Source organism: Serratia sp. AXJ-M, from assembly GCF_046531865.1.
In the GTDB taxonomy this organism is placed as follows: Bacteria; Pseudomonadota; Gammaproteobacteria; order Enterobacterales; family Enterobacteriaceae; genus Serratia; species Serratia liquefaciens.
Window position 1 is genome coordinate 1077632 of the sequence record NZ_CP059394.1, and the last position, 26040, is coordinate 1103671.

Genomic DNA, 26040 nt, shown 5'->3' on the forward strand with positions numbered 1-26040 from the left:
TCGCGGATTAACGCGCGTTTTGCTTGATGAAGTCGTTGACGCTGGTGTCTTGCGCCATATCGGCAATAACGTCGCCCAACACGGTGTTGACCGCGTTAGTGATTTTCTCGTTGGTTGCCGTGAAGGCACCCTGAACGTTATAGGTTGAACGGTAGTTTTTCACCTGTTTGTTGCCGTTTTTGGCCTGGGCGGTAATAGAAATATCAGCCTTGGTGGTGATGTTGTAGCGCAGGTTGCCTTCGGAGACGTCTGCATACAGGTTATTGACCACGATTTGCAGATCAACTGCGCCGTCAGCGCCAATCATGTAGCCGCGTGCGCCCATTTGTTTCTCGAGCACTTCCTGCAGCAAGAAGCGCAGATCGCGTGATGGCGTCAACGTCACCAACTGGCCGTCGCGGTTCACTTTCGCCAGCGCCTGGTCCTGACGCTGATCCGCGCCGTTAATGCTGATGGTCACGCCCTGCAGGGTCGGATCCTGCTGCGGCAGGACGATCTTCGGCGTCACATTGAGGGTGTTGCTGCTGGTGGCACAGCCGGCCAGCATCAGTGCGGCCAACAGTGGAAGGCAAAGTTTTTTTAACATAGTTACTGTCTCATTCTCGATGGATTTTAAGCCGCCGCAAACTGCCAAGATTAACGAAGCGGGTTTGAGCAAGCTTTCTGTAATAATCAGAGCGGGATAGCCAACAACAAATTGTCGACATCATAGCATCGCCGCCGGCCGGAGGAAGCGCAGAACGCAATGGAGTGACAAATTTTTACCTGCCGTTGATAAAAACATGCTTTTTTGGCCGTCTCAATCAGATAAACCTCAAGCGACGGCGGATGTTGACCGTTTTTTGTCCGCAAAAAAGAGAAATTTACCTGAGGAATGGTCTAAAAGGGACGAAAGCGGCTAAGATTGAAATAGATGGGGGCGGTCCTCTGCCGGTGTAGTAAGGAGATCCTATGATTCGCGAGCAAATAGAAGCAAAGTTAAGGGCGGCGTTTGAGCCCGCGTATCTGGAAGTCGTTGATGAAAGTTATCGTCATAACGTTCCGGCGGGTTCAGAAAGCCATTTCAAGGTGGTATTGGTTAGCGATCGCTTCGTTGGCGAACGCTTCCTGACGCGGCATCGTTCGATTTACGGCGTGCTGTCAGAGGAGTTGGCGGATGGCGTACATGCGCTGGCGTTGCACACCTACACCCTGAAAGAGTGGGAAGGGTTGCAGGATACCGTGCCGGCGTCTCCGCCTTGTCGTGGGGCCGGAACCTTGGCCTGACGGCTAAATTTGCGGTATCAGTGGAACTTTGACCACGATTTGGGGTATTACTACAGACGAATTTTGGAACGGCCTGCGGGCCGTTTCTGTTTTTGACGACGACATAGCCGATGCGTAATGCAGCGAAGGCCGGGTCGGCTTCGGCGGCCTTTTGGCGATCAAATCGGTAAAAGTGTGAGTTTTAGCGCGCCGCCGCCGCCTTGCTTTCCTCGACTCGCTCCGCTTGCGCCGCTATAATGTCGCGTCTTATTTTTCCGGAATGGTTTCGGGACGCTTCTGTCATCAGGAAACTCGGTTCTGTAATGTAGCCGTCCTGGTTCTTGGAACGGAGTTGACCGAGCACTGTGATTTTTTTGAGGTAACAAGATGCAAGTTTCAGTAGAAACCACTCAAGGCCTTGGGCGCCGTCTCTCTATTACTGTACCCGCTGATACTATCAAGCAGGCTATTAAAAAAGAGCTGATCAACGCGGCAAAAAGCGTTCGTATCGATGGCTTCCGTAAAGGCCATGTACCGATGAACATCGTTGAGCAGCGTTATGGCGCTTCCGTTCGTCAAGACGTGCTGGGCGAAGCGATGCAACGCAGCTTTGTTGATGCGATCATCAAAGAAAAGATCAATCCGGCCGGCGCACCAAACTACGTGCCGGGCGAGTACAAAGAAGGTGAAGATTTCACTTTCGCGGTTGAATTCGAAGTGTATCCGGAAGTTGAGCTGAAAGGCCTGGACAGCATCGAAGTTGAGAAGCCGGTTGTTGAAGTTAACGACGCCGACGTTGACACCATGCTGGACACCCTGCGCAAGCAGCAGGCGACCTGGAAAGACAGCGATCGCGCAGCGCAAGCTGAAGACCGCGTAACCGTAGATTTCTCCGGTTCTATCGATGGCGAAGAGTTTGAAGGCGGCAAAGCCTCTGACTTCGTACTGGCTATGGGCCAGGGCCGCATGATCCCAGGCTTCGAAGAAGGTCTGGTCGGTCATAAAGCCGGTGAAGAATTCACTATCGACGTTAACTTCCCGGAAGATTACCACGCTGAAAACCTGAAGGGCAAAGCGGCTAAATTCGCTATCGTTCTGAAGAAAGTGGAAGAGCGTGAGCTGCCAGAGCTGACTGAAGAATTCATCAAACGTTTCGGCGTGGCTGATGGTTCTATCGAAGGCCTGCGTGCTGAAGTGCGTAAAAACATGGAGCGCGAGCTGAAAGGCGCAGTGCGTAACCGCATCAAGACTCAGGCAATCGACGGCCTGGTCAGCGCTAACGAAATCGACGTTCCTGCTGCGCTGATCGACGGCGAAGTTGACGTTCTGCGTCGTCAGGCTGCACAGCGTTTCGGCGGCAACGAGAAGCAAGCGCTGGAACTGCCACGCGAACTGTTCGAAGAGCAGGCTAAGCGTCGCGTAGTTGTTGGCCTGCTGCTGGGCGAAGTTATCAGCACCAACGATCTGAAAGCTGACGAAGATCGCGTTAAGACGCTGATCGAAGAAATGGCTTCCGCTTACGAAGATCCAAGTGAAGTTGTTGAGTTCTACAGCAAAAATAAAGAGCTGATGAACAACATGCGCAACGTTGCTCTGGAAGAACAAGCGGTTGAAGCCCTGCTGGCAAAAGCGAAAGTGACTGAAAAAGCCACTACCTTCAGCGAGCTGATGAACCAGACTCAACAGGCGTAATGTCTGTACGCCAGGGCGCAATCTAACGCGCCTTCGGGGCTGGCTTGCCGGCCCCGGCGTTAAAAAAGCCCGTAACCTTCGGTTGCGGGCTTTTCTTTTTGCCACGTAGCTGATTAATCTCAGGTTAAGCGTGACAATATGCACTATATTTACCCTGTTGCTCTTGGGACAGTCTGGCATGATGGTCATCGTCGACAATGCTGGCCGCGTTAAAATACGCAGTTGGGCTTGAAATTCTGTCAGCGGCCCCAATCTGTAAAATGTATATATACCCTATAGCTTTCAAGTCGCAGTCAGGCGCCCAGCTTGCTCATCCTCAGGCGCTTACTCGAGTAAGTCACTGGGGTGAGCGGCAAATCTGTCGGGAACAGATTTGGACGCTGCGACTTGAAAGATGATGGGTATGGGCTGTTTGCCAGAGTGCGCGGTATGAGAAAAACCGTCGGGTACGTGTGGCGCGGGTCGAATGCTTGAGCATAGTCATCATGACCGTTCTCAAGTAGAATCGGTGTAATAGGGTGTAACCCTGGCCGCCAAGGCAATTTCTATTAGGAGACGGTAATGTCATACAGTGGCGAACGAGATCAATTTGCACCTAACATGGCCCTGGTGCCGATGGTGGTAGAGCAGACTTCACGCGGGGAGCGTTCTTACGACATCTATTCCCGCCTGCTGAAAGAGCGCATTATTTTCCTGACCGGCCAGGTCGAAGATCACATGGCCAACCTGATTGTGGCGCAGATGCTGTTCCTCGAAGCGGAAAGCCCGGAAAAAGACATTTACCTGTACATTAACTCCCCGGGTGGCGTGATCACCGCCGGCATGTCAATCTATGACACCATGAAGTTCATCAAGCCGGACGTCAGCACCATTTGTATGGGCCAGGCGTGCTCGATGGGCTCTTTCCTGCTGACCGCAGGTGCCAAGGGCAAACGCTTCTGCTTGCCGAACTCACGCGTGATGATCCACCAGCCGCTGGGCGGTTATCAGGGCCAGGCGACGGATATCGAAATCCATGCGCGTGAAATCCTGAAGGTGAAGGCACGCATGAACGAGCTGATGGCAGAACATACCGGCCAGTCACTGGAGCAGATCGAACGCGATACCGAGCGCGATCGCTTTATGACCGCGGAAGAAGCGGTAGAATACGGTCTGGTTGACGGCATTCTGACGCACCGCAAGTAAGTACCACGCGGCTGGCGAGGTATATGTGCGAGCCGATAGGCTATAGTAATCAGAGCGGGCGCAGCTCGCTCTGGTGAGCATAATCGGCGTTCCCGGTATGCGTTTTGGGCGCACTGAAGCCGTGATATTCCTGCGGGACAAAGACTAAAGAAGAGGTTTACTGATGACAGATAAGCGCAAAGACGGTTCAGGAAAGCTGCTGTACTGCTCTTTCTGCGGCAAAAGCCAGCATGAAGTGCGTAAGCTGATTGCCGGTCCGTCAGTGTATATCTGCGATGAATGTGTTGACCTGTGTAACGACATTATTCGCGAAGAGATTAAAGAAGTTGCCCCGCATCGTGAGCGCAGTGCGCTGCCGACGCCGCACGAAATTCGCCACCACCTGGATGACTATGTCATTGGCCAGGAGCAGGCGAAAAAAGTGCTGGCGGTAGCGGTGTATAACCACTACAAACGCCTGCGTAACGGCGATACCAGCAACGGTATCGAGTTGGGCAAAAGCAACATTCTGCTGATTGGCCCGACCGGTAGCGGCAAAACTCTGCTGGCAGAAACGCTGGCGCGCTTCCTGGACGTGCCTTTCACCATGGCCGACGCCACCACGCTGACCGAAGCCGGTTATGTGGGTGAGGACGTGGAGAACATCATCCAGAAGCTGCTGCAGAAGTGCGACTACGACGTGCAGAAAGCACAACGCGGCATCGTCTACATCGATGAAATCGACAAGATTTCCCGTAAGTCAGACAATCCGTCCATCACCCGTGACGTGTCGGGTGAAGGCGTGCAGCAGGCCCTGTTGAAGTTGATCGAAGGCACCATTGCCGCGGTTCCGCCGCAGGGTGGCCGTAAGCATCCTCAGCAGGAATTCCTGCAGGTTGATACCTCGAAAATCCTGTTTATCTGCGGCGGCGCATTTGCCGGCCTGGATAAAGTGATCGGTCAGCGCGTCAATACCGGTTCCGGTATCGGCTTCGGCGCGACCGTGAAGGGGGAAGCTGAGAAAGCGACCGAAGGCGAACTGCTGCTGCAGGCTGAGCCGGAAGATCTGATCAAGTTTGGCCTGATTCCTGAGTTCATCGGTCGTCTGCCGGTCGTGGCAACCCTGAGCGAACTGAGCGAAGAAGCGCTGATCCAGATCCTGAAAGAGCCGAAAAATGCCTTAACCAAACAGTATCAGGCATTGTTCAATCTGGAAGGCGTGGAACTGGAATTCCGTGAAGAAGCGCTGAACGCCATCGCCAAGAAGGCCATGACGCGTAAAACCGGTGCACGTGGTCTGCGCTCCATTGTAGAAGGCGCGTTGCTGGACACCATGTATGACCTGCCATCCATGGACAGCGTCGATAAAGTGGTGATCGATGAATCAGTTATCGCCGGCCAGTCCAAGCCTTTGCTGATTTACGGCAAACCGGAAGCACAGGCTTCAGGCGAATAATTCGCCAGTCAAACCAGAAAGTTAATGTCAAAATGGGGGATTTTATCCCCCATTTCTTTTTCCTGCATTCTTGCCGTTGAATGTAAGAGATTCATCCCCATATACTCATTAACCAGATTTTATGAAACGTTTGATGCTTGCGTCTCATGAGATTCCCCTCAACCTGGCGGAAGTTAAACTTAAGAGAGAGCTCTATGAACCCTGAGCGTTCCGAACGCATTGAAATCCCCGTCTTGCCGTTGCGCGACGTGGTGGTTTATCCGCACATGGTGATCCCGTTATTTGTTGGCCGGGAAAAATCGATTCGGTGCCTCGAAGCAGCAATGGATCATGATAAAAAGATCATGCTGGTGGCACAGAAAGAGGCCTCAACGGATGAACCTGGCATTAATGACTTGTTCTCTGTCGGCACCGTAGCGTCGATTTTACAGATGCTAAAACTGCCAGACGGCACGGTAAAAGTGCTGGTAGAAGGCCTGCAGCGGGCACGTATTACTACGCTTTCCGACAGCGGCGAGCACTTTGCCGCCCAGGCAGAATATCTTGAGTCACCGGCGATTGACGAACGTGAACAAGAAGTCCTGGTGCGCACCGCAATCAATCAGTTTGAAGGCTACATCAAACTGAACAAAAAAATTCCACCGGAGGTGCTGACGTCATTGAACAGCATCGACGATGCTGCACGCCTGGCGGATACCATCGCCGCGCACATGCCGCTGAAACTCAGCGACAAGCAGTCGGTACTGGAGATGTTCGATATCACCGAACGTCTGGAATACCTGATGGCGATGATGGAATCGGAAATTGACCTGCTTCAGGTTGAAAAACGTATCCGTAACCGCGTCAAAAAGCAGATGGAAAAAAGTCAGCGCGAGTACTATCTGAATGAGCAGATGAAGGCGATTCAGAAAGAACTGGGCGAGATGGACGACGCGCCGGACGAGCATGAAGCGCTGAAGCGCAAGATTGAAGCGGCGAAAATGCCGAAAGACGCGCGTGAAAAAACCGAAGCGGAACTGCAAAAGCTGAAAATGATGTCACCCATGTCTGCGGAAGCGACCGTGGTTCGTGGTTACATCGACTGGATGCTGCAGGTGCCGTGGAATGCGCGCAGCAAGGTTAAAAAAGACCTGGTTAAAGCGCAAGAAGTGCTCGATATCGATCACTATGGCCTGGAGCGAGTCAAGGACCGTATTCTTGAGTATCTCGCAGTACAGAGCCGCGTAAGCAAAATCAAAGGGCCTATCCTGTGTCTGGTGGGGCCTCCTGGCGTAGGTAAAACCTCGTTGGGACAGTCGATCGCCAAAGCGACCGGTCGCCAGTACGTGCGTATGGCGCTGGGCGGCGTGCGTGACGAAGCGGAAATTCGCGGTCACCGTCGTACCTACATCGGCTCGATGCCGGGTAAACTGATCCAGAAAATGGCCAAGGTCGGGGTGAAAAACCCGCTGTTCCTGCTGGACGAAATCGACAAGATGTCTTCCGACATGCGTGGCGATCCGGCTTCTGCATTGCTTGAAGTGCTGGATCCGGAACAGAACGTGGCGTTTAACGATCACTACCTGGAAGTGGATTACGATCTGTCCGACGTGATGTTCGTTGCTACCTCGAACTCGATGAACATTCCTGCGCCGTTGCTGGATCGTATGGAAGTGATTCGCCTGTCCGGCTACACCGAGGACGAGAAGCTCAATATCGCCAAGCAGCACCTGCTGCCTAAGCAGCTTGAGCGTAACGCCCTGAAAAAAGGTGAGCTGACGGTCGACGACAGCGCCATCATTGGCATTATCCGCTATTACACCCGCGAAGCCGGGGTGCGTAGCCTGGAGCGTGAAATCTCCAAGCTGTGCCGTAAAGCGGTGAAAACGCTGCTGATGGACAAGAAGATCAAGCATATCGAGATCAACGGCGACAACCTGAAAGATTATCTGGGTGTCCAGCGTGTTGACTATGGTCGCGCCGATACCGAAAACCGTGTGGGCCAGGTCACCGGCCTGGCGTGGACGGAAGTGGGCGGCGATCTGCTGACTATTGAAACCGCGTGCGTGCCGGGCAAAGGCAAGCTGACCTACACCGGTTCTCTCGGTGAAGTGATGCAGGAATCGATTCAGGCTGCGCTGACCGTGGTCCGTGCGCGTGCAGACAAACTGGGTATCAACGCCGATTTCTACGAGAAGCGCGATATTCACGTGCACGTGCCGGAAGGCGCGACGCCGAAAGACGGCCCGAGTGCCGGTATCGCCATGTGTACCGCGCTGGTGTCTTGCCTGACCGGCAACCCGGTTCGTGCCGATGTGGCAATGACCGGTGAGATCACCTTGCGTGGTCAGGTACTGCCGATTGGTGGCTTGAAAGAGAAACTGTTGGCTGCGCATCGCGGCGGCATTAAAACCGTGCTGATACCGTATGAGAACAAGCGCGATTTGGAAGAAATTCCGGACAATGTTATCGCCGATCTGGAGATTCATCCGGTGCAGCGAATCGATGAGGTTTTGAACCTTGCGTTGCAGAATCCGGCCTTCGGCGCACTGCCGGTAGCGGCAAAATAGTGACGAATCGCAAAAACCATTGATAAAACTTATGCTGGCAAGTCATTTCGGACTTGCCAGTCTTTTTTTGTACCGCTAAGTTAGAAAGCTGTCGGCCCGCGTTTTGTCACGCTTTCGGTGGCTTGCCAAGGTTCGATGGGATTGATATAACAGCTGCGCTGTCGCAACCGTAGGGATTTTCCGGTGCGACGATTGAATTCTAGAGGGGATGATAGAGTGAATAAGTCACAACTGATCGACAAAATTGCCGCAGGTGCTGATATTTCCAAAGCGGCAGCTGGGCGTGCTTTAGATGCAGTGATTGCATCTGTTACCGAATCCTTGAAGGAAGGGGATGACGTGGCGCTGGTTGGTTTCGGTTCTTTCACCGTGCGTGAGCGTTCTGCCCGTACTGGCCGTAACCCACAGACCGGTAAAGAGATCAAAATCGCGGCAGCCAAAGTTCCGGCCTTCCGTGCAGGGAAAGCGCTGAAAGACGCAGTAAACTGATTGTTTGCGTCTAACCGTTTAGCGTTGCAGGGTTTAGCAATAAACAATCACCTGACGCAACGGTGCTGGTAAGGTAAGATATAAGGCGCATCAGATTGATGCGCTTTTTTTATTTTTGTCGCAGGGAACGCGCCTGCACAAGGGTGTTTTTAATCCACATCACAGCGGAGTGTTGTCACACTATGATGGACAATTTACGCGCGGCAGCTAATCACGTCGTGCTCAAAATCATCCTGGGCTTGATCATTTTGTCATTTCTTTTGACAGGGGTGGTCAGCTATCAGGGGAGTGCCGGTGATTATGCAGCGAAGGTCAATGGCCAGGTGATCGAGCGTGCTCAGCTGGAACAGGCTTTCCAAAGCGAACGCAGCCGCATGCAGCAACAGTTGGGTGACCAGTTCTCCGTACTGGCGGGCAACGAAGGCTATATGCAGCAGATGCGCCATCAGGCACTGTCACAGCTGATCGACAACATGCTGCTGGACCAATATGCCAAGAAATTAGGCCTGAGCGTCAGTGACGATCAGGTGAAAGAAGCCATCCGTAAAGCGCCTTACTTCCAGACAAACGGCCAGTTCGATAACGCTAAATATCTCGATCTGATTAGCCGCATGGGTTACACCGCCGATAACTTTGCGCAGTCAATGCGTCAGCAGTTGGTTAATCAGCAGGTGATCCAGGCCTTTGGCGAGTCAGGTTTCATCCTGCCAACCGAAGCGCAAGGGATGACGTCACTGGTGCTGCAGCAGCGCGATGTGCGCCTGGCTACGCTGGATCTGAAAGCGTTGCAGGCCAAGCAGACCGTGACCGACGACGAGCTGAAAGACTACTACAGCCAGAACAAGAACAGCTTCATTGCGCCGGAGCAGGTCAAAGTAAGCTACATCCCGATGGACGCCGCCTCTATGCAGGACAAGGTGACGGTAGCAGATGCGGATATCAGCGCCTATTACGACCAGCACAAAAGCAGCTATGGCCAGCCTGAGCGTAAAAACTACAGCGTGATCCAGCTTAAAACCGAGGCGGAAGCCAATGCGGTGCTGGACGAGCTGAAAAAAGGCGGCGATTTCGCCACCCTGGCGAAAGAAAAATCCACCGACATCATCTCACGCCGTACCGGTGGCGAGCTGGGCTGGCTGGAGCCGGACACCACGGCAGACGAGCTGAAACAGGCAAACCTGACCGAAAAAGGCCAGCTTTCCGGTGCAGTGAAGTCCTCTGTGGGCTATCTGGTCGTACGTCTGAACGACATCGAGCCGGAAAAAGTGAAGCCGCTTAGCGAAGTGCGTGATGCCATCGCCAAGCAGGTTAAGCAGGAGAAGGCGGTAGACGCCTATTACGCGCTGCAGCAAAAGGTGAGTGAAGCGGCGACCAGCGATAACGAATCTCTGGCCTCAGCCGAAGAAGCCGCCGGTGTGAAAGCGACTCAGACCGATTGGTTCACCCGCGACAACATTCCGGCTGCGCTGAACTTCAAACCTGTCGTCCAGTCGATTTTCGACGGTTCACTGATTGGCGAAGGCGGCTCTCCGGGCAGCAACTCCGATGTAATCACCGTTGATGGCGACCGTGCCTTCGTGATCCGCGTTTCAGGCCACAAGCCAGAAGGCATTGAGCCGTTCGATCAGGTAAAAGATCGCGTGGCGGAATTGGTCAAGCGCAACAAAGCCGAACAGGAAGCGAAACTGCAGGGCGAAAAGCTGTTGGTTGAGCTGAAACAGGGCAAGGGCGACGAAGCGATGAAAGCGGCCGGCCTGAGCTTTGGCAGCGTGCAGAAGATGGCACGCGCGCCGGAAGACAGCCAACTGGTGCAGAGCGTGTTCGCGCTGCCGCACCCGCAGGAAGGCAAACCGGTATACGGCATGTCGCAAGACCGTCAGGACAACGTAGTGCTGATTGCACTTGATGCCGTGACGCCAGGCAGCCTGTCCGCAGACGAAATGAAAACCTTCGTCAGCAAAATGGAAGAAGGCGCTACCGGCGTCTCCTTTGACTCGCTGCTGGCCAGCTTGCGTAAAGAAGCCAAAATCACCATGGGTGCCGCTGAGCAGCAACAGCCTCAGTAACGCGCCGCAGTTTTCTGCAACGCAATGCAATTCCAAAAGGCCGCTTTCGCGGCCTTTTCCATATCTGTTATCCGCCAATTGCTGAAGTTCATCCGCTGCGGCAAGGTGAGCTTGCTGTTAAACACAAGGAGGATACAGCATGCAACTTGCAGAAATGAAAGCGGTTAATGGATATGGTTTCAGCCTCAAAGTTTTGCTGGCCGCGGCCCTGATAGGCTTGGCCGGGCCATCGATGGCCGCTGAGGAAAAGAGCGCGACCGGTCAGCCGGTGTTATCAGCACCGGCGGTGAAAGCAGGGCAAGGCACTGAAGCCGCAGTCGGCATCGACGATGAGGCATCGGTCAGTATCAATCAGGCCGATGCCGAGCAGTTGGCCAGCGTACTAAAGGGGGTGGGTTTGAAGAAAGCGGAAAGCATCGTGCGCTACCGTGAGCAGAATGGTCCTTTTACGCAGATTGAGCAGCTTCAGGAAGTGCCGGGTATTGGGCCCGCCCTGTTTGAACGGAACCGTGCGCGGCTCAAAATGTGATATCTATCACGGCTGCATGGCAAAGTACCGATGCAGCCCTTTTTCCTCTGCTACATTTTACAGGTCTTACCAGTTTGGCGACTTGACCAAACGGGTGAAGGAGCCATCAGTGGCTCCTTCTTTCTGTAATCACCAGGCAGGAGTGGCCGTTCCCTATGCATCAGACCTTTATCAAAGTCCGTGGTTATCATCTCGATGTTTACCAACATGTTAACAATGCACGCTATCTCGAATTTCTCGAGGAGGCGCGCTGGGATTGGCTGGAGAACCAGGAGGGCTTCCGTTGGATGACGGAAAACAACATCGCCTTTATCGTGGTTAATATCAATATCAATTACCGCACGCCGGCGGTGCTGGGGGACAAGTTGCGTATCGACAGTCAGATGGTGCAGCTTAACGGTAAAAGCGGCGTGCTGAGCCAAAAGGTGACGCAGGATGCCACGGGCGCGCCGGTCGCGGATGCGATGCTGACCTTTGTCTGCGTCGATTTGAAAACTCAGCGGGCGTTGCCGATTGAAGGGCAACTGCGCGAACACCTTCAGGTGCTCACGCTGTCGGAAGAAGGGTAAAGCAACGAGCGGCAATGTTTGCCGCCGTTATTCACTCAGACCAGGCCGGTCTTCTGTTTCAGGCTCGCCATCACTTCCGCCTTGTTGATTTGGTATTGCGTCAGGCCGTTGGCGCGCAGGTGACAGGCGGCACATTCACCGCAGCCGTCGCCTTTAATGCCGCTGTAGCAGGTCAGGGTTTCCTGCCGAACCAGATCCAACTGATGGTAGTAATCTGCCAGTGCCCAGGTCTCAGCCTTGTTCAGCCACATCAGTGGCGTTTCAAAACGGATATCGCGTGCGATGCCCAGCACTATTGCCTGGTTCAGCGCTTTGACAAATTCGTCGCGGCAGTCGGGATAACCGGAAAAATCGGTTTCGCAAACGCCGGTGATCACCGCCTCGGCTTCGACCTGGTAGGCATAAATCGCCGCCAGCGTCAGGAACAGAATATTACGGCCCGGCACGAAAGTGCTCGGCAACCCGTTGGCTTCGGTGCTGCCGTAAGCCGGAACCGGGATATTGTCACGGGTCAGGCTGCTGATCGCCAGTTCATTGAGCAGGCCAACGTCCAGCAGCTTATGTGCCTTGGCCCCAAGGGCCACCGACAGCGCTTGAGCCACCTCAATCTCGGCGCGATGGCGCTGACCGTAATCGAAGGTGACGCAGTGAACTTCGTCGTACTGTTGCAATGCCTGAATCAAGCAGGTTGTGGAATCTTGTCCACCGCTGAAAACGACAACCGCGCGTTTCATAAAATTACCTCAATTTAGTGCTGAGACCCTACCCGATGAACACTCGGGCGGTAGGATAAAAATGCGTTGCGGCAGCAATGGTAGCAGAAATAGCGGGTTACCGCTGGGCCGGGCCCATTAAGTCTGGGGAAAGCGGCTCTGTCGAGTCCAGCGGCGGCGGCAGCCAGGCCTGACAGAAATCGAACCAGCCATGGGCGGTCAGAGTAACCCCATGAATGCGCGGCGGTGCGCTGATCTGATACTGATAGTGAAACAAGGGTGTGATGATCGCCGCCCTCATCAGCTGCTGATAATACTCTTTCAACTGCTCATAACGCGGTTGCTGCGCAGGCAACTGTTGGATCTGCTGCAGCGTTTGCTGCTGATGTCGCCAGCGATCGTCGGGCAGAATGCCGCGCCACAGCGTATCTTGCCGCAGCCAGCTTTCCAGCGTCACTTCCGGTGACTCACCGATCAGGTTATCGGCCAGCAGCAGGTCGGCCTGTTCGATTTGTTCGGCGCTTTGCCAGCGTTTACCCGCGTAATAACGCAGTTCCAGCTCGCAGCCGTGGCGTGCTAATAGCTGCTGCAGAGCCACAGTGACCGTTTCCAGTTCTACCGGTGGCCGATACAGCAGCGTTAATTTGGCGGGAAGGGCTATCTCATCATCGACCTGATGCCGAGGGATGGCCCAGCCTGGCAGCATTTCGTTGCTGGGGGTGATGACGCTGTTTGGTACCGGCAGATTGGCCAACAGGCCAGATTGCTGGATCAACATCAGCAGTTTTTGGCCCTGGGCTTCGTTGAGCACGCCGTGTTTCAAATTGACCGCCAGATAGCACCAGCCCAGGCTCATGCTGCGTTGCACCGGCCGTGCCAGCGCCATCTCTTCCTGCTGGCCGATGGTTATGCGCACCGGGTGCTGGCAACTGGTGTAAGCCGCGTCGACCTGTAGCTCCGGGGTGATCCAATACTCGATGCTCTCAAGATAAGGATGCTGCAAATGGTAAAACGGATGCTGTTCCAGCCGTACCAAATGCGCCTCGTTTAGCGTGAGTTTGAAAGGGCCAGCGCCAATGCCTGCGGCCTCCGGGTGGGTTAGCAGGCAAGGCAATTCCGCCAGACGATGCGCCAACCAGTAGTCGGGATGCTGTAAATCAAACTGCAGACACAGCGCATGCGGCAGGCTGATGGCCGTAACGTTGGCCAGGCTGGGGCGACTGCGAGGGTGTCGTTGCAGCTTTTCCAGCGTTTGCAACAGCTGCTGGCCGGTCAGCATTTCACCGTTGTGCCAGCGCAATTGACTGCGCAGGAAGAACTGCCAGCGCAGGCCGTCATGGCTGATTTGCCAGTGATGGGCCAGATCGGATTGCGGTTCAGGATTGCCGGTAATGAAGCGCGTCAGGCCGGCATGCAGGGTGGCAACCAAATGTTGTTCGGCGCGGCCGGTCAGGGTCAGTGGATCCAGAGATTCCAGCGTGCGGTAATAGGGGATACGCAGCGTTGGGCTGTCTGCTTGCCACTGGCCGCCGAGATGCGGGCTGAGTAACTCCTGCAAATGCTGCGGCGCCAACTGCGCCATTTCCAACGCGCCCTGGTGGTCGCCGTCATGCAGCAAGCGCTGCAAGTGGGCGGCGCGCAGCTCGTCCGGGGTTTTCAAACACTGCAGGCGAGCCCGCTTGCCGCGACCGGGCTGTGACTGCCAGCTTAGCCAGCCCTGATCCTGCAACTGTTGTACCAGCGTGCGAGCATGGCGCTCGCTGCAATAGAACAGGGCTGCGAGTTCGCCGATGGTGATGGCCACCGGCGCAGCGCCGAGCTGTTGATACAGGCGTTGATACTGGCTGAGACGATGGGTCAGGCGCATGATCGAAATCCGGAACAGTTTTCCAGAATTGTTCACTATTACTTCCGCAAATACCATCTCATACTGCAGGGACTGTAATCGCGTTCACACTCATGAGGTCTTTATGTATCGCCTGGCGGCTTTTGATATGGATGGCACATTGTTGACACCGGATCACCGGGTCGGGCCGGAAACTCTGGCGGTGCTAAAGCAACTGGTTGAACGGGAGATGGTTGTCACCTTCGCTACCGGGCGTCACTACCTGGACGCGCAGCCGATCATGGCGCAACTGGGTCTGCAAGGCTATCTGATTACCGGCAACGGTACGCGGGTTTACGATCATCAGGGGCAACAACTTCACGCCACCGATTTGCCTGCTGACATAGCCGAAGAGGTGCTGCACACCCATTGGCATACGGTTGCCAGCATGCACGTCTTCCGTGACGAAGGCTGGATGACCGAGTTTGCGGTACCGGAAGAAATGTTGCGGGCTCATCATCTGAGCGGCTTCCGTTATCAGCTTACCGAAGTGCGTCGTTTACCGGCCTTCGGCAACAGCAAGGTGTGCTTCGTTGGACCACATGTGGAACTGCTTAAGCTACAGATTCAGCTACGAGAACAGTTTGGAGCACGCGTTGATCTCTGTTTCTCTGCCTATGAGTGCCTGGAGGTCTTGCCGTTGGGGTGTAACAAAGGCACCGCGCTGGATACGTTGAGCCGCCATCTGGGGCTGAAGATGGCGGACTGCATGGCGTTTGGCGATGCCATGAACGACAGGGAAATGCTGGCGACGGTAGGGCACGGCGTGGTGATGGGCAATGCCCTGCCGCAGCTGAAGTCTTCACTGCCACAACTACAGGTTATCGGCCATTGCGAACAGCAGGCGGTGGCTCACTATTTGCAACATTGGCTGCGTTCACCTTACCTCACCTATTCCCCCGAATTATGAGGCTTTATTGGCAGCCGGCCGGGTATGACTTACCCGGCTTTTTTTCGCCTGCCTGGGGCGATTACAAGTCTGCCAGTTGCGCCAGATACGGGGTTAGATCGCCGATATTGTTTCTCACCCATTCAGGGTTGTAGTAGGTATCCAGATAGCGCTCACCGCTGTCGCATAGCAGGGTGACGATAGAACCCTGTTCGCCATTTTCCCGCATCTGTTTCGCCAATTGCAGCGCGCCCCACACATTAGTGCCGGTGGAGGCGCCCACTTTACGGCCCAGTACCGTTTCCAGCCAATGAATGGTAGCAACGCTGGCCGCGTCCGGAACGCGCAGCATGCTGTCGACCACCGACGGGATAAACGAGGGTTCGGCGCGCGGGCGGCCAATACCTTCGATCCTGCTGCCACAGCTGCCGATCAGGGTGCGATCGCGCTGGTGGAAACAATCATAGAATACCGAGTTTTCCGGATCGACGACCGTCAAGCGGGTGTCGTGCCCCTGATAGCGAATATAGCGTCCCAGCGTTGCAGATGTACCGCCGGTGCCCGCGCTCATCACGATATGTTTAGGGACAGGGAAGGGTTCACGCGCCATCTGGCGGAAGATGCTGTCGGCGATGTTGTTATTGCCACGCCAGTCGGTGGCGCGTTCGGCGTAGGTGAACTGATCCATATAGTGGCCGTTCAGTTCTTGCGCCAACTGCTCGGAGACCGCGTAAATCTGTGCCGCGTGATCGACGAAATGGCAGCGGCCGCCGTAAAACGCAATTTGCTCAACCTTGCGGCGTGCCGTGCAGGAAGGCATCACGGCAATAAACGGCAGGCCAATCAGCCGGGCGAAGTAAGCTTCGGACACGGCGGTGCTGCCTGAAGAGGCTTCGATAATCGTGGTGTTTTCGGTGATCCAGCCGTTGCACAGGCCGTACAGGAACAGCGAGCGCGCCAGCCGATGCTTCAGGCTGCCGGTCGGGTGAGTGCTTTCATCTTTCAGGTACAGGCAGATACCGGGAAATTCGGGCAGGTTCAGGCGGATCAGGTGCGTGTCGGCGGAGCGTTGGAAATCCGCTTCTATTTCACCGATAGCATATTTTACCCAAGAGTTTGTCATCGTCTGGCCTCAGAATAGGGGGCTTATTTGCTGCATAATATAGCCTGCCGCCGGGAAAAAAGGATTGCCATTTTTCCTGTTTAATCGCTTAATGAGAGAAAATTTTTCTCCTGGTTGACGATATGTTAGATAAAACAGACCGTAAGTTACTGTGCATGCTGCAACAGGACTGCACCCAGCCGCTGCAGGCGCTGGCCGATGCGGTCAATCTGACGTCGACGCCTTGCTGGAAAAGGCTGAAACGGCTGGAAGAGGAAGGCTATATCCGTGGGCGGGTCGCGCTGCTGGATAATGAAAAACTCGGGTTGGGCCTGACGGCATTTGTGCTGATCAAAACCCAGCAGCACAGCAGCGAGTGGTATCAGACGTTCGTGCAACTGACCCAGCAGATGCCGGAGGTGCTGGCATTTTACCGCATGGCGGGGGAGTACGATTACCTGATGCAGGTGGAAGTAGCTGATATGAAGAGCTACGACAGCTTTTACAAGCGTCTGGTGAACGGGGTACCTGGGCTGATCGACGTCACTTCCAGCTTCGCGATGGAAAAAATCAAATACACCACCGCCCTGCCGGTTCCTGAGTGAAAAGTTCACCAAATTGGCAAAGTAACGGTGGTATCCTACTCTGCTGAGGCAGATCGAGAGAAAAAACTATTACATCTACATCCTGGAATAAAACTGCGTGAGACTATTTACCCAAATCGGCTGGTACTTCCGCCGCGAGTGGCGCCGCTACCTGGGGGCAGTGGTGCTGTTGATCATCATTGCCATTCTGCAGCTGTTGCCACCCAAGCTGGTGGGGATCATTGTCGACGGTATTACCGAAAAACAGATGTCCAGCGGCGTGCTGATGGCATGGCTGGGGCTGATGCTCGGCACCGCCGTGGTGGTCTACCTGCTGCGCTACGTATGGCGAGTGTTGCTGTTTGGCGCGTCTTATCAGCTTGCCGTCGAACTGCGTGAAAATTTCTATCGCCAGCTTAGCCGCCAGAACCCGGCTTTCTATCTGCGCCACCGTACCGGCGATCTGATGGCACGCGCCACCAATGATGTCGATCGGGTCGTTTTCGCTGCCGGTGAAGGGGTGTTGACGCTGGTCGATTCGCTGGTAATGGGCTTGGCGGTGCTGGTGGTGATGAGCACCCAAATTAGCTGGCAGTTGACCCTGCTTTCGTTGATCCCTATGCCCATCATGGCGATCGTTATCAAGTATTACGGCGATCAGTTGCATCAGCGCTTTAAATCGGCGCAGGCGGCGTTCTCCAGCCTGAACGATCAGGCGCAGGAAAGCATGACCAGCATCCGCATGATCAAGGCGTTTGGTCTGGAGGATCACCAATCCAATCAATTTGCCGAAGTGGCCGCCCAAACCGGCGCCAAAAATATGCACGTAGCGCGGGTAGATGCGCGTTTTGACCCGACGATTTACATCGCTATCGGTACCGCCAATCTGTTGGCTATCGGCGGTGGCAGCTGGATGGTGGTCAATGGCTCCCTGACGCTTGGGCAACTGACCAGCTTCGTGATGTACCTCGGCCTGATGATTTGGCCGATGCTGGCGCTGGCCTGGATGTTCAACATTGTTGAACGCGGCAGTGCGGCATACGGTCGCATTCGCAGCCTGCTGGAGGAAGCGCCGGCAGTGACCGACGGTGAGTATCCATTGCCGGCGGGGCGTGGCAGCCTGGCCGTCGATATCCGATCCTTCCACTATCCTGGCAACCATCACCCGGCGTTGCACGATGTCACGTTGAAGCTGGAGCCGGGTCAGATGCTTGGCCTGTGTGGCCCGACCGGTGCCGGTAAGTCAACGTTACTGTCGTTGATCCAGCGCCAGTTTGATGTGGATGATGGTCAGATTAGCTATCAGGGATTGCCGCTGACCCAGGTGAAGCTCGACGACTGGCGTTCGCGATTGTCTGTGGTGAGTCAGACGCCATTCTTGTTCTCGGACAGCGTGGCCAACAATATTGCGCTGGGGAATCCGGGCGCGACGCAGGAACAGATTGAGCGTGCGGCCCAGTTGGCCAGCGTGCATGAAGACATTATGCGCCTGCCGCAAGGCTATGAAACTGAAGTGGGCGAGCGTGGCGTGATGCTGTCCGGCGGCCAGAAACAGCGTATTTCTATTGCCCGTGCATTGTTGCTGGATGCAGAAATCTTGATCCTCGACGATGCGTTGTCGGCGGTAGATGGTCGAACCGAACACCAAATCCTGCACAATTTGCGCAGTTGGGGACAAAACCGGACGGTGATTATCAGCGCGCACCGGCTTTCGGCACTGACCGAAGCCAGCGAAATTCTGGTGATACAACACGGCGGCGTGGCTCAGCGTGGCGAACATGCGTCCCTGGCGGCCCAACCGGGCTGGTACCGCGATATGTACCGCTATCAGCAACTGGAAGCGGCGCTGGATGAGGCACCGGAAAGCGGCGAGGAGATACTGGCCAATGAATAAGATGCAAAAGCTGTGGCCGACGCTGAAACGGTTGCTGGCTTATGGATCGCCATACCGCAAACCTCTGGGGCTGGCGGTGTTGATGTTGTGGGTTGCGGCGGCAGCGGAAGTCGCCGGGCCGATCCTGATCAGTTATTTTATCGATAACTATGTGGCTAAGGGCCAGTTGCCGCTGATGATCGTCTGCGGGCTGGCGGCGGCCTATATTCTGCTGGAGCTGTTGGCGGCGGCGCTGCACTATTTTCAAGCGTTGTTGTTCAACCAGGCCGCGGTCGGGGTGGTTCAACGCCTGCGTACCGACGTGATGGACGCCGCGTTGCGTCAGCCGCTCAGCGCTTTTGATACGCAGCCGGTGGGGCAGTTGATCTCGCGAGTGACCAATGACACCGAGGTGATTAAAGATCTGTACGTCATGGTAGTGTCCACCGTATTGAAAAGCGCTGCGCTGATTGGCGCCATGCTGGTGGCGATGTTCAGCCTGGACTGGCGTATGGCGCTGGTGGCGATCTGCATCTTCCCGGCGGTGTTTGTGGTGATGGGCATTTACCAATACTACAGCATCCCGATTGTGCGCCGGGTGCGCAGCTATCTGGCAGACATCAACGACGGCTTTAACGAAGTGATCAACGGCATGGGCGTGATCCAGCAGTTCCGCCAGCAGATCCGCTTTGGTGAACGCATGAGCGCCGCCAGCCGTTCGCACTACACCGCGCGTATGCAGACTCTGCGGCTGGATGGTTTCCTGTTGCGTCCGCTGCTCAGCCTGTTTTCGGCGCTGGTGCTGTGTGGCCTGCTGATGTTGTTTGGTTTCAGCGGTGAGGGAAGCATTGGCGTGGGCGTGCTCTATGCCTTTATCAACTACCTCGGGCGTCTGAATGAGCCGCTGATTGAGCTGACGTCGCAGCAGTCGATTCTGCAGCAGGCGGTGGTGGCCGGCGAGCGTATTTTCGAACTGATGGATCGCCGTCAACAGAGCTATGGAACGGACGATCGCCCGCTCGAGAGTGGCCGCATTGATATTGAAGACCTGAGCTTTGCCTACCGGGATGACAAAAAGGTGCTGCAGCATATTTCGCTGTCGGTGCCGTCGCGGGGCTTTGTGGCGTTGGTGGGGCATACCGGCAGCGGCAAGAGCACGCTGGCCAACCTGCTGATGGGGTATTACCCGGTCAATCAGGGCGAAGTCCGTCTCGATGGTCGTCCGTTGGCCAGTCTGTCGCACCGTACGTTGCGGCAGGGGGTGGCAATGGTGCAGCAGGATCCGGTGGTGATCGCCGAATCGGTGCTGGCCAACGTTACGCTGGGCCGTAACATCAGTGAAGAGATAGTGTGGCAGGCGCTGGAAACGGTGCAATTGGCTGAGCTGGTACGCAGCTTCCCGCAGGGGATTCACACCCGGCTGGGCGAGCAGGGTAACAACCTGTCGGTGGGCCAGAAACAGCTATTGGCGATGGCCAGGGTGTTGGTGCAGGCGCCGCAGATCCTGATCCTCGACGAAGCGACCGCCAACATCGATTCAGGCACTGAGCAAGCGATTCAGCGTGCACTGCGTTTGATTCGTGAACATACCACGCTGGTGGTGATCGCTCACCGGTTGTCGACCATTGTCGATGCTGATTCCATTCTGGTTCTGCACCGGGGTCAGGCGGTCGAGCAGGGCAATCATCAGCAACTGTTGGCTCAGCAGGGGCGTTACTACCAGATGTACCAGCTGCAACTGGTGGGTGAAGAATTGGCCGCTGCCAATCGCGAAGAAACACAACCCGCATGATCTGGGGGCCGTTTTAACGGCCCCTTTCTTTTGTCGCCACGCACCACAAACAGGCACAAGCCCGTTTAAAATCCCTCTCGCTGCACTTTTTCGACGCGCTACGCACCAAATTAGTGCGCAATATTTAATCAGCCTATCAGTTGGTCGCGTGCTGTTAGTCGCTCGTCGCATGCCAGATCCCCATCCTGCCGGTTAATTTGCTGAATCCGCGTACAAAACCATTTGTGGCATAGCCTTTGCTTTATAAGTCTCGTACCGGGGTGAGTTTGGGCTTAATTCGTGGAGGGGCAATATGAAGCTGGTGACCGTGGTGATTAAACCATTCAAGCTGGAGGACGTGCGTGAAGCCCTATCCTCTGTAGGCATTCAGGGGCTGACCGTAAGCGAAGTAAAAGGCTTTGGTCGCCAGAAGGGGCACGCTGAGCTCTATCGCGGAGCCGAATACAGCGTCAACTTTTTACCTAAAGTAAAAATCGACATCGCTATCGCCGACGATCAGTTGGATGAAGTGGTTGATGTGATTAGTAAAGCGGCCTACACCGGCAAAATCGGTGACGGCAAAATTTTCGTTGCCGAATTGCAACGTGTCATTCGCATTCGCACCGGCGAAACAGACGAAGCAGCACTGTAATCACAGGCTCAGTAAAGTAATGGGGATGGATTGATAATGAAAAAACTTTTATCCATGTTGGGCCTGAGTACGGTAACCATGGTTCCTTCTTTGGCCCTGGCCGCTCCGGCGGTCGCAGACAAGGCCGACAACGCCTTCATGATGATTTGCACCGCTTTGGTGCTGTTCATGACCTTGCCGGGTGTCGCTCTGTTTTACGGTGGTTTGCTGCGCTCCAAAAACGTGCTCTCCATGCTGACCCAGGTCACCGTCACCTTCGCATTGGTGTGTGTTCTGTGGGTGCTTTATGGCTACAGTCTGGCGTTCAGCGAAGGTAATGCCTTCTTCGGTGGTTTCCAGACGGCGATGCTGAAAGGCATTGGCATTGACAGCGTCACCGGGACCTTTAGCCAGATGATCCACGTAGCGTTCCAGTGTTCATTCGCTTGTATCACCGTCGCGCTGGTGGTGGGGGGCTTTGCCGAGCGTATCCGCTTCTCGGCGGTAGTGATTTTCGCCGCTATCTGGTTCACCATTTCCTACCTGCCGATTGCCCACATGGTGTGGGGCGGTGGCTTCCTGGCTGCTGATGGCGCGTTGGACTTTGCCGGCGGCACCGTGGTGCATATCAATGCGGCAAGTGCTGGCCTGGTGGGCGCTTATCTGCTCGGCAAGCGTGCTGGTTTCGGTAAGGAAGCTTTCAAACCGCATAACCTGCCGATGGTATTTACCGGCGCTTCTATCCTGTATATCGGCTGGTTCGGCTTTAACGCCGGTTCTGCCAGCGCGGCTAACGGCATTGCGGCCCTGGCTTTCCTGAACACCGTAGTGGCAACCGCAGGCGCTATTCTTTCCTGGACTTTTGCCGAGTGGATTGTGCGCGGTAAACCTTCTCTGCTGGGGGCCTGTTCCGGCTGTATCGCCGGGCTGGTTGCCATCACGCCTGCTGCGGGTACCGTAGGGGTTGGCGGGGCGTTGATTATCGGCCTGGTCGGTGGCATTGCCGGTCTGTGGGGCGTGGTCACGCTGAAGAAATGGCTGAAAGTGGACGATACCTGCGATGTGTTCGGTGTACATGGCGTATGCGGCATCGTCGGATGCTTGCTGACCGGCGTGTTCACCTCCGCCTCGCTGGGCGGAACCGGGTACGCAGAAGGCGTTACCATGGGACATCAGGTATGGATCCAACTGTTGAGCGTGGTGATCACGCTGGTATGGTCTGGAGTGGCCGCCTTCATTGCCTTCAAAGTGGCAGGTGCTATCGTCGGGCTGCGCGTACCGGAAGAGCAGGAGCGCGAAGGTCTGGACGTCAACAGCCATGGTGAGAGTGCCTATAACCAATAAGCCTTGAAGAAGGGCAGTGCGCTAAATAACTCGAAAAATAATGATGATGCAGAAAGGGCGATGGAGACATCGCCCTTTTTCTTTTTTAACGATATTCCCCCTTTTTAAGTAATGCACTGTTTTTATTGACCTTATATTAATTGCATTATCAAGTGCTTTTTCTATAATGGCCTTGGTTTGTACTGTTTATTTTATTTGTTTGTATTAATACGTATTAAGTGGGAGATAACGATGAAAGGAATAGTGAATTCTGTTTACGTAGGAAAAGTGGTTCCTTTCACTCGTCCTGACAGCTTTACCGGCATATTCAAAAAAGAGGTTAATCATCTGGTTTCAGTAGGGTATGAAGGCATTGAGGGTGATGAGATTGGCGACCTGAAGGTACATGGCGGGCCCGAAAAAGCGGTACACGTTTATCCATTGGAACATTATAAAAAGTGGAAGGCAGAATTTCCCGACTGTCCCTTTTTCGAGAATGCCGGCGCATTTGGCGAGAATTTTAGCACTATCGGTTTGGATGAAAGCCAGGTCTTTGTCGGCGACATTTTTAGCATAGGGACGGCAGTAGTGGAGGTTTCACAAGGTCGATTACCCTGTTGGAAGTTAAATGACAGATTCGACATTCCCTATTTTTCGGAAATGCTACAAATTAACTACCGCACCGGTTGGTATTTCAGGGTGATTCAGCAGGGAAATGTCGGTTTGGGCGATGAAATTACCTTGATTAACAGGACCAATGATAAATGGAGTTTGCAGGAGATAATGAAAGTTATTTTTACCAAATCTCTTGATGAAGAAACCCTGACCAGTATGTTGGAATTACCCTTGGTTGCCTCTTGGCGGAAATTGTTTATGAAAAGATTGCTCACTGGGGCTGTTGAAGATTGGTCGCCAAGATTGCATGGAAAAAAGGATTAAAATGAAAGGGTACGTTGATTTTTTATCGCTGCTACGTACAAACCTATTCAAAATTGGGAAGCGGATGAGTGAAGCCAGTTTTTTTAACGCTCACTATATTTTTATTTTTATCCTGTGCAAGGCAAAGTCAATCGATCTGTCACGTTACCAGAAGAAGAACATCAAGGACTACAGCAGCTTCCAGGATTTTTTTTGCAGAGAGCTCAGCGAAGAAATAAAGAATAAAATCAATTTATTGAATTCAACGGAGCTTTGTATGCCTTGTGATGGGCGTATGGGGGCCCATGGCGAGACAAAAGAGAATACGTTACTGCAAGCCAAGGGGGTTGAGTATTCCATCTTTAGGCTGTTTGGTTTTAATAATGAAATGACGCAGGGCTACAATGGCGGCCGTTTTGCGAATATATACCTGGCGCCGGAGGATTATCACAGGGTACATATGCCGTTCGACGGTTTCTTGATTAATACTATTTATTGTCCCGGAGATTTTAAATCGGTCAGGGAGAAGAATGTAAAAAATAATAAAGAATTATATGTGGGTAATGAACGACTGATTTGTGAGTTTATGACGGAGCATGGCAGGATGTCCGTTATTTTTGTAGGCGCATTTATGGTGGGGGGGATAGTCACGGCTTGGGGAGGAAAGGTCAACTATAACCGGCTCTACACCCATGAGTCTTTTTATAATGATTGTTTGTTTTACAAGAAGGGCGAGGAGATAGGCTATTTCACTATGGGGTCAACAGTCATAGTTCTGTTTGATTCCTGCTGGGATCTCGATTTCAGTAGTGTAAATCAAGGGGATAGGGTTGAGTTTTCTGATGCTTTTGTCACCGTGATGAAAAAGTAAGCGTTAACTCTTCGCCGAACGATGAGGAAGTATTTTCATTTGAATAGGGAGTCAGAGCATGGCGAATACACATCACATGGGCAATCCCGCGTTATTGCCAGACGACCTGCCATGCCCGGTGGATGACGGTGCGGCCGATCACCTGGTCGGTATGCCGATGCCGGCCCTGCGTTTTCACTCAACGTTTGGTGAGAGGGTAGACTTGTCTATCTTGCCGGGGCGAACGGTTGTTTATGCCTATCCGAGGACCGGCGAGCCCCACGGCAATCTGCCGGCAGGTTGGGACGCTATCCCCGGAGCCCGTGGCTGCACAGCGCAAACTTTATCTTTTCAGGCCGAAAAGGAGGTGTTTACCACCTTCGGGATCAGGATCTTTGGGTTGAGCACGCAAACCACGGATTATCAGAGAGAGCTGTCTGACCGCCTCAGGCTGACTTTCCCCATCTTGAGCGATGCTGAGTTTGCATTGGTCGACGCCTTGCGTTTACCCACGATGAACGTGGAAGGCATGCGGCTGATTAAGCGTTTAACGCTGATCATCAGGGATGGCACGATTGAACATGTGTTCTATCCTGTTTTCCCCGCGAACAGAGCGGCCGCTGAGGTCATCGGGTGGCTGAAAGACCATCCGGATTTGGCACCGGGAACCCTTGACTGAGCAGGAGCCCCGCCCATTTGTGAAGGCACAAAGCAAAAATGCCAGCCAACCTGACTGGCAATTCCATTGAAGGGTGAATTGCTTAGGCTTCGCGCTGGCGGATGACGCCTTCCTGCACCGTAGTGGCAACCAGAACGCCGTCACGGGTATAAAATTGCCCGCGCACAAATCCACGGGCACCGGAAGCGGAGGTGCTTTCGACCACGTACAACAACCAGTCATCCATGCGGAAAGGGCGGTGGAACCACATTGAATGGTCAATTGTCGCCACCTGCATGCCCGGCTCCAGGAAGCCTACGCCATGAGGCTGCAACGCCGTCGGCAGGAAGTTAAAATCTGACGCGTAACCCAGTAAATATTGGTGGATGCGCTGATCGTCCGGCATGGTGCCGTTGGCGCGGAACCAAACGTAGCGGTGCGGCTCTTCCACGCTGCCCTTCAGTGGGTTGTGGAATTTGACCGGGCGCATTTCGATCGGCTTCTGGCCGATAAACTTTTCACGCACTTTATCCGGCAGCATGTGCGACAACTTTTGGGCAATGTCCGATTCGGACATCAGTCCTTCCGGCGGCGGCACATCCGGCATGGTGTTCTGATGTTCAAACCCTTCTTCCGGGCTTTGGAAAGAGGCGGTCATATAGAAAATCGGCTTGCCATGTTGAATGGCGCTGACGCGACGGGCGCTAAAACTGTTACCGTCGCGCAGGATTTCCACGTCGTAGATAATCGGCTTGCTGCTGTCGCCTGGACGCAGAAAATAGCTGTGGAACGAGTGTACGCTTCGCTCTGCCGGAACCGTCTGTTTGGCGGCATAAAGTGCCTGACCAACCACCTGACCGCCAAATACCTGACGTAGCCCCAGATCTTCGCTTTGGCCGCGGAACAACCCTTCTTCGATTTTCTCCAGATCCAGCAGATCAAGGAGGTTTTGCAGTGCCTGGCTCATAAAGTTACTACCCTTATAATAATCATTTTGCTCAGTGTGCGGAATATCACGGTAAGACGTCAATATATTGCGTTATGGCACAGAGAAAATTGGCTGAATACTGAACATTATTAGGGG

The 26040-nt window shown here is 54.2% G+C and carries 23 protein-coding genes; 18 read left to right on the forward strand and 5 right to left on the reverse strand.

From position 1 onward, the window contains the following. Positions 1–7: 7 nt before the first annotated feature. A complete protein-coding gene (locus tag H0S68_RS05010) occupies positions 8–586 on the reverse strand; it encodes a lipoprotein (RefSeq protein ID WP_006319785.1) in 579 nt (192 codons plus the stop codon). Between the two features lie 365 nt (positions 587–951). On the opposite strand from H0S68_RS05010, the gene bolA reads away from it, so the two are divergent. The 9 genes from bolA to H0S68_RS05055 all read left to right on the forward strand — a co-directional run bounded on the left by bolA (position 952) and on the right by H0S68_RS05055 (position 11759). Beyond that, on the forward strand, positions 952–1266 hold the full coding sequence (gene bolA, locus H0S68_RS05015; RefSeq protein ID WP_004940361.1) for a transcriptional regulator BolA: 315 nt from the start codon (positions 952–954) through the stop codon (positions 1264–1266). A gap of 366 nt (positions 1267–1632) precedes the next feature. Further along, complete coding sequence (tig, locus tag H0S68_RS05020; RefSeq protein ID WP_020825490.1) at positions 1633–2937, forward strand: trigger factor; 1305 nt, start codon at positions 1633–1635, stop codon at positions 2935–2937. 561 nt (positions 2938–3498) lie between these two features. After that, a complete protein-coding gene (gene clpP, locus H0S68_RS05025; protein ID WP_020825491.1) occupies positions 3499–4122 on the forward strand; it encodes an ATP-dependent Clp endopeptidase proteolytic subunit ClpP in 624 nt (207 codons plus the stop codon). Between the two features lie 163 nt (positions 4123–4285). Further along, positions 4286–5557 (forward strand): ATP-dependent protease ATP-binding subunit ClpX, encoded by a 1272-nt coding sequence (gene clpX / locus H0S68_RS05030; protein ID WP_020825492.1) that lies wholly within the window; start codon positions 4286–4288, stop codon positions 5555–5557. A gap of 194 nt (positions 5558–5751) precedes the next feature. Then, positions 5752–8106 carry an endopeptidase La gene (lon, locus tag H0S68_RS05035; protein WP_020825493.1) on the forward strand — a complete coding sequence of 785 codons (2355 nt, stop codon included), beginning with the start codon at positions 5752–5754 and terminating at the stop codon, positions 8104–8106. A 216-nt stretch (positions 8107–8322) separates the two neighbouring features. Beyond that, positions 8323–8595, forward strand: a complete 273-nt coding sequence (gene hupB / locus H0S68_RS05040; protein WP_006319790.1) for a nucleoid-associated protein HU-beta — start codon at positions 8323–8325, stop codon at positions 8593–8595. 182 nt (positions 8596–8777) lie between these two features. Further along, positions 8778–10661, forward strand: a complete 1884-nt coding sequence (gene ppiD, locus H0S68_RS05045) for a peptidylprolyl isomerase (RefSeq protein ID WP_020825494.1) — start codon at positions 8778–8780, stop codon at positions 10659–10661. Between the two features lie 139 nt (positions 10662–10800). After that, a complete protein-coding gene (locus H0S68_RS05050; RefSeq protein WP_128864422.1) occupies positions 10801–11190 on the forward strand; it encodes a ComEA family DNA-binding protein in 390 nt (129 codons plus the stop codon). 155 nt (positions 11191–11345) lie between these two features. Next, complete coding sequence (locus tag H0S68_RS05055; RefSeq protein ID WP_020825496.1) at positions 11346–11759, forward strand: acyl-CoA thioesterase; 414 nt, start codon at positions 11346–11348, stop codon at positions 11757–11759. A 35-nt stretch (positions 11760–11794) separates the two neighbouring features. On the opposite strand, the gene queC is transcribed toward H0S68_RS05055, so the two are convergent. Together queC and H0S68_RS05065 are read right to left on the reverse strand one after the other, a co-directional pair. Further along, positions 11795–12493, reverse strand: coding sequence for a 7-cyano-7-deazaguanine synthase QueC (queC, locus tag H0S68_RS05060; RefSeq protein WP_020825497.1), 699 nt, complete (start codon positions 12491–12493; stop codon positions 11795–11797). A gap of 97 nt (positions 12494–12590) precedes the next feature. Beyond that, a complete protein-coding gene (locus tag H0S68_RS05065) occupies positions 12591–14339 on the reverse strand; it encodes an SgrR family transcriptional regulator (RefSeq protein WP_400824930.1) in 1749 nt (582 codons plus the stop codon). Between the two features lie 103 nt (positions 14340–14442). Between H0S68_RS05065 and cof the strand changes: the two genes are divergently transcribed. After that, a complete protein-coding gene (gene cof / locus H0S68_RS05070) occupies positions 14443–15267 on the forward strand; it encodes an HMP-PP phosphatase (protein ID WP_128864424.1) in 825 nt (274 codons plus the stop codon). Between the two features lie 61 nt (positions 15268–15328). On the opposite strand, the gene H0S68_RS05075 is transcribed toward cof, so the two are convergent. Next, positions 15329–16369, reverse strand: coding sequence for a PLP-dependent cysteine synthase family protein (locus H0S68_RS05075; protein ID WP_020825500.1), 1041 nt, complete (start codon positions 16367–16369; stop codon positions 15329–15331). Between the two features lie 122 nt (positions 16370–16491). Here H0S68_RS05075 and H0S68_RS05080 point away from each other — a divergent pair, with 122 nt between their 5' ends. The 8 genes from H0S68_RS05080 to H0S68_RS05115 all read left to right on the forward strand — a co-directional run bounded on the left by H0S68_RS05080 (position 16492) and on the right by H0S68_RS05115 (position 24977). Next, the gene (locus H0S68_RS05080) at positions 16492–16953 is read left to right on the forward strand and encodes an Lrp/AsnC family transcriptional regulator (RefSeq protein ID WP_044548705.1); all 462 of its coding nucleotides are present in this window, start codon (positions 16492–16494) and stop codon (positions 16951–16953) included. A 97-nt stretch (positions 16954–17050) separates the two neighbouring features. Further along, positions 17051–18826, forward strand: coding sequence for a SmdA family multidrug ABC transporter permease/ATP-binding protein (locus H0S68_RS05085; protein WP_130016235.1), 1776 nt, complete (start codon positions 17051–17053; stop codon positions 18824–18826). After that, complete coding sequence (locus H0S68_RS05090; RefSeq protein WP_020825503.1) at positions 18819–20597, forward strand: SmdB family multidrug efflux ABC transporter permease/ATP-binding protein; 1779 nt, start codon at positions 18819–18821, stop codon at positions 20595–20597. The genes H0S68_RS05085 and H0S68_RS05090 overlap by 8 nt, the downstream gene beginning before the upstream one ends. Before the next feature lie 292 nt (positions 20598–20889). Continuing rightward, on the forward strand, positions 20890–21228 hold the full coding sequence (gene glnK / locus H0S68_RS05095; protein WP_012005549.1) for a P-II family nitrogen regulator: 339 nt from the start codon (positions 20890–20892) through the stop codon (positions 21226–21228). 36 nt (positions 21229–21264) lie between these two features. Next, entirely contained in the window at positions 21265–22551 is a 1287-nt protein-coding gene (gene amtB / locus H0S68_RS05100) for an ammonium transporter AmtB (RefSeq protein WP_020825504.1), read from the forward strand. Between the two features lie 231 nt (positions 22552–22782). After that, positions 22783–23469, forward strand: coding sequence for an MOSC domain-containing protein (locus H0S68_RS05105; RefSeq protein ID WP_020825505.1), 687 nt, complete (start codon positions 22783–22785; stop codon positions 23467–23469). A 1-nt stretch (position 23470) separates the two neighbouring features. Beyond that, positions 23471–24319, forward strand: coding sequence for an archaetidylserine decarboxylase (gene asd, locus H0S68_RS05110; protein ID WP_273854960.1), 849 nt, complete (start codon positions 23471–23473; stop codon positions 24317–24319). A gap of 58 nt (positions 24320–24377) precedes the next feature. Continuing rightward, entirely contained in the window at positions 24378–24977 is a 600-nt protein-coding gene (locus H0S68_RS05115) for a peroxiredoxin (RefSeq protein WP_236591376.1), read from the forward strand. Positions 24978–25059: 82 nt separating this feature from the next. Here H0S68_RS05115 and tesB read toward each other — a convergent pair whose 3' ends face one another. Further along, positions 25060–25923: an acyl-CoA thioesterase II gene (gene tesB, locus H0S68_RS05120; protein ID WP_020825508.1), complete on the reverse strand. Its 864-nt coding sequence runs from the start codon at positions 25921–25923 to the stop codon at positions 25060–25062. Positions 25924–26040: the final 117 nt, after the last annotated feature.

Bases quoted from the DNA above. Each gene is read 5' to 3' on its own strand.
- H0S68_RS05010 (WP_006319785.1), bottom strand. From the start codon at position 586: ATGTTAAAAAAACTTTGCCTTCCACTGTTGGCCGCACTGATGCTGGCC.
- bolA (WP_004940361.1), top strand. From the start codon at position 952: ATGATTCGCGAGCAAATAGAAGCAAAGTTAAGGGCGGCGTTTGAGCCC.
- tig (WP_020825490.1), top strand. From the start codon at position 1,633: ATGCAAGTTTCAGTAGAAACCACTCAAGGCCTTGGGCGCCGTCTCTCT.
- clpP (WP_020825491.1), top strand. From the start codon at position 3,499: ATGTCATACAGTGGCGAACGAGATCAATTTGCACCTAACATGGCCCTG.
- clpX (WP_020825492.1), top strand. From the start codon at position 4,286: ATGACAGATAAGCGCAAAGACGGTTCAGGAAAGCTGCTGTACTGCTCT.
- lon (WP_020825493.1), top strand. From the start codon at position 5,752: ATGAACCCTGAGCGTTCCGAACGCATTGAAATCCCCGTCTTGCCGTTG.
- ppiD (WP_020825494.1), top strand. From the start codon at position 8,778: ATGATGGACAATTTACGCGCGGCAGCTAATCACGTCGTGCTCAAAATC.
- H0S68_RS05050 (WP_128864422.1), top strand. From the start codon at position 10,801: ATGCAACTTGCAGAAATGAAAGCGGTTAATGGATATGGTTTCAGCCTC.
- H0S68_RS05055 (WP_020825496.1), top strand. From the start codon at position 11,346: ATGCATCAGACCTTTATCAAAGTCCGTGGTTATCATCTCGATGTTTAC.
- queC (WP_020825497.1), bottom strand. From the start codon at position 12,493: ATGAAACGCGCGGTTGTCGTTTTCAGCGGTGGACAAGATTCCACAACC.
- H0S68_RS05065 (WP_400824930.1), bottom strand. From the start codon at position 14,339: ATGCGCCTGACCCATCGTCTCAGCCAGTATCAACGCCTGTATCAACAG.
- cof (WP_128864424.1), top strand. From the start codon at position 14,443: ATGTATCGCCTGGCGGCTTTTGATATGGATGGCACATTGTTGACACCG.
- H0S68_RS05075 (WP_020825500.1), bottom strand. From the start codon at position 16,369: ATGACAAACTCTTGGGTAAAATATGCTATCGGTGAAATAGAAGCGGAT.
- H0S68_RS05080 (WP_044548705.1), top strand. From the start codon at position 16,492: ATGTTAGATAAAACAGACCGTAAGTTACTGTGCATGCTGCAACAGGAC.
- H0S68_RS05090 (WP_020825503.1), top strand. From the start codon at position 18,819: ATGAATAAGATGCAAAAGCTGTGGCCGACGCTGAAACGGTTGCTGGCT.
- glnK (WP_012005549.1), top strand. From the start codon at position 20,890: ATGAAGCTGGTGACCGTGGTGATTAAACCATTCAAGCTGGAGGACGTG.
- amtB (WP_020825504.1), top strand. From the start codon at position 21,265: ATGAAAAAACTTTTATCCATGTTGGGCCTGAGTACGGTAACCATGGTT.
- H0S68_RS05105 (WP_020825505.1), top strand. From the start codon at position 22,783: ATGAAAGGAATAGTGAATTCTGTTTACGTAGGAAAAGTGGTTCCTTTC.
- asd (WP_273854960.1), top strand. From the start codon at position 23,471: ATGAAAGGGTACGTTGATTTTTTATCGCTGCTACGTACAAACCTATTC.
- H0S68_RS05115 (WP_236591376.1), top strand. From the start codon at position 24,378: ATGGCGAATACACATCACATGGGCAATCCCGCGTTATTGCCAGACGAC.
- tesB (WP_020825508.1), bottom strand. From the start codon at position 25,923: ATGAGCCAGGCACTGCAAAACCTCCTTGATCTGCTGGATCTGGAGAAA.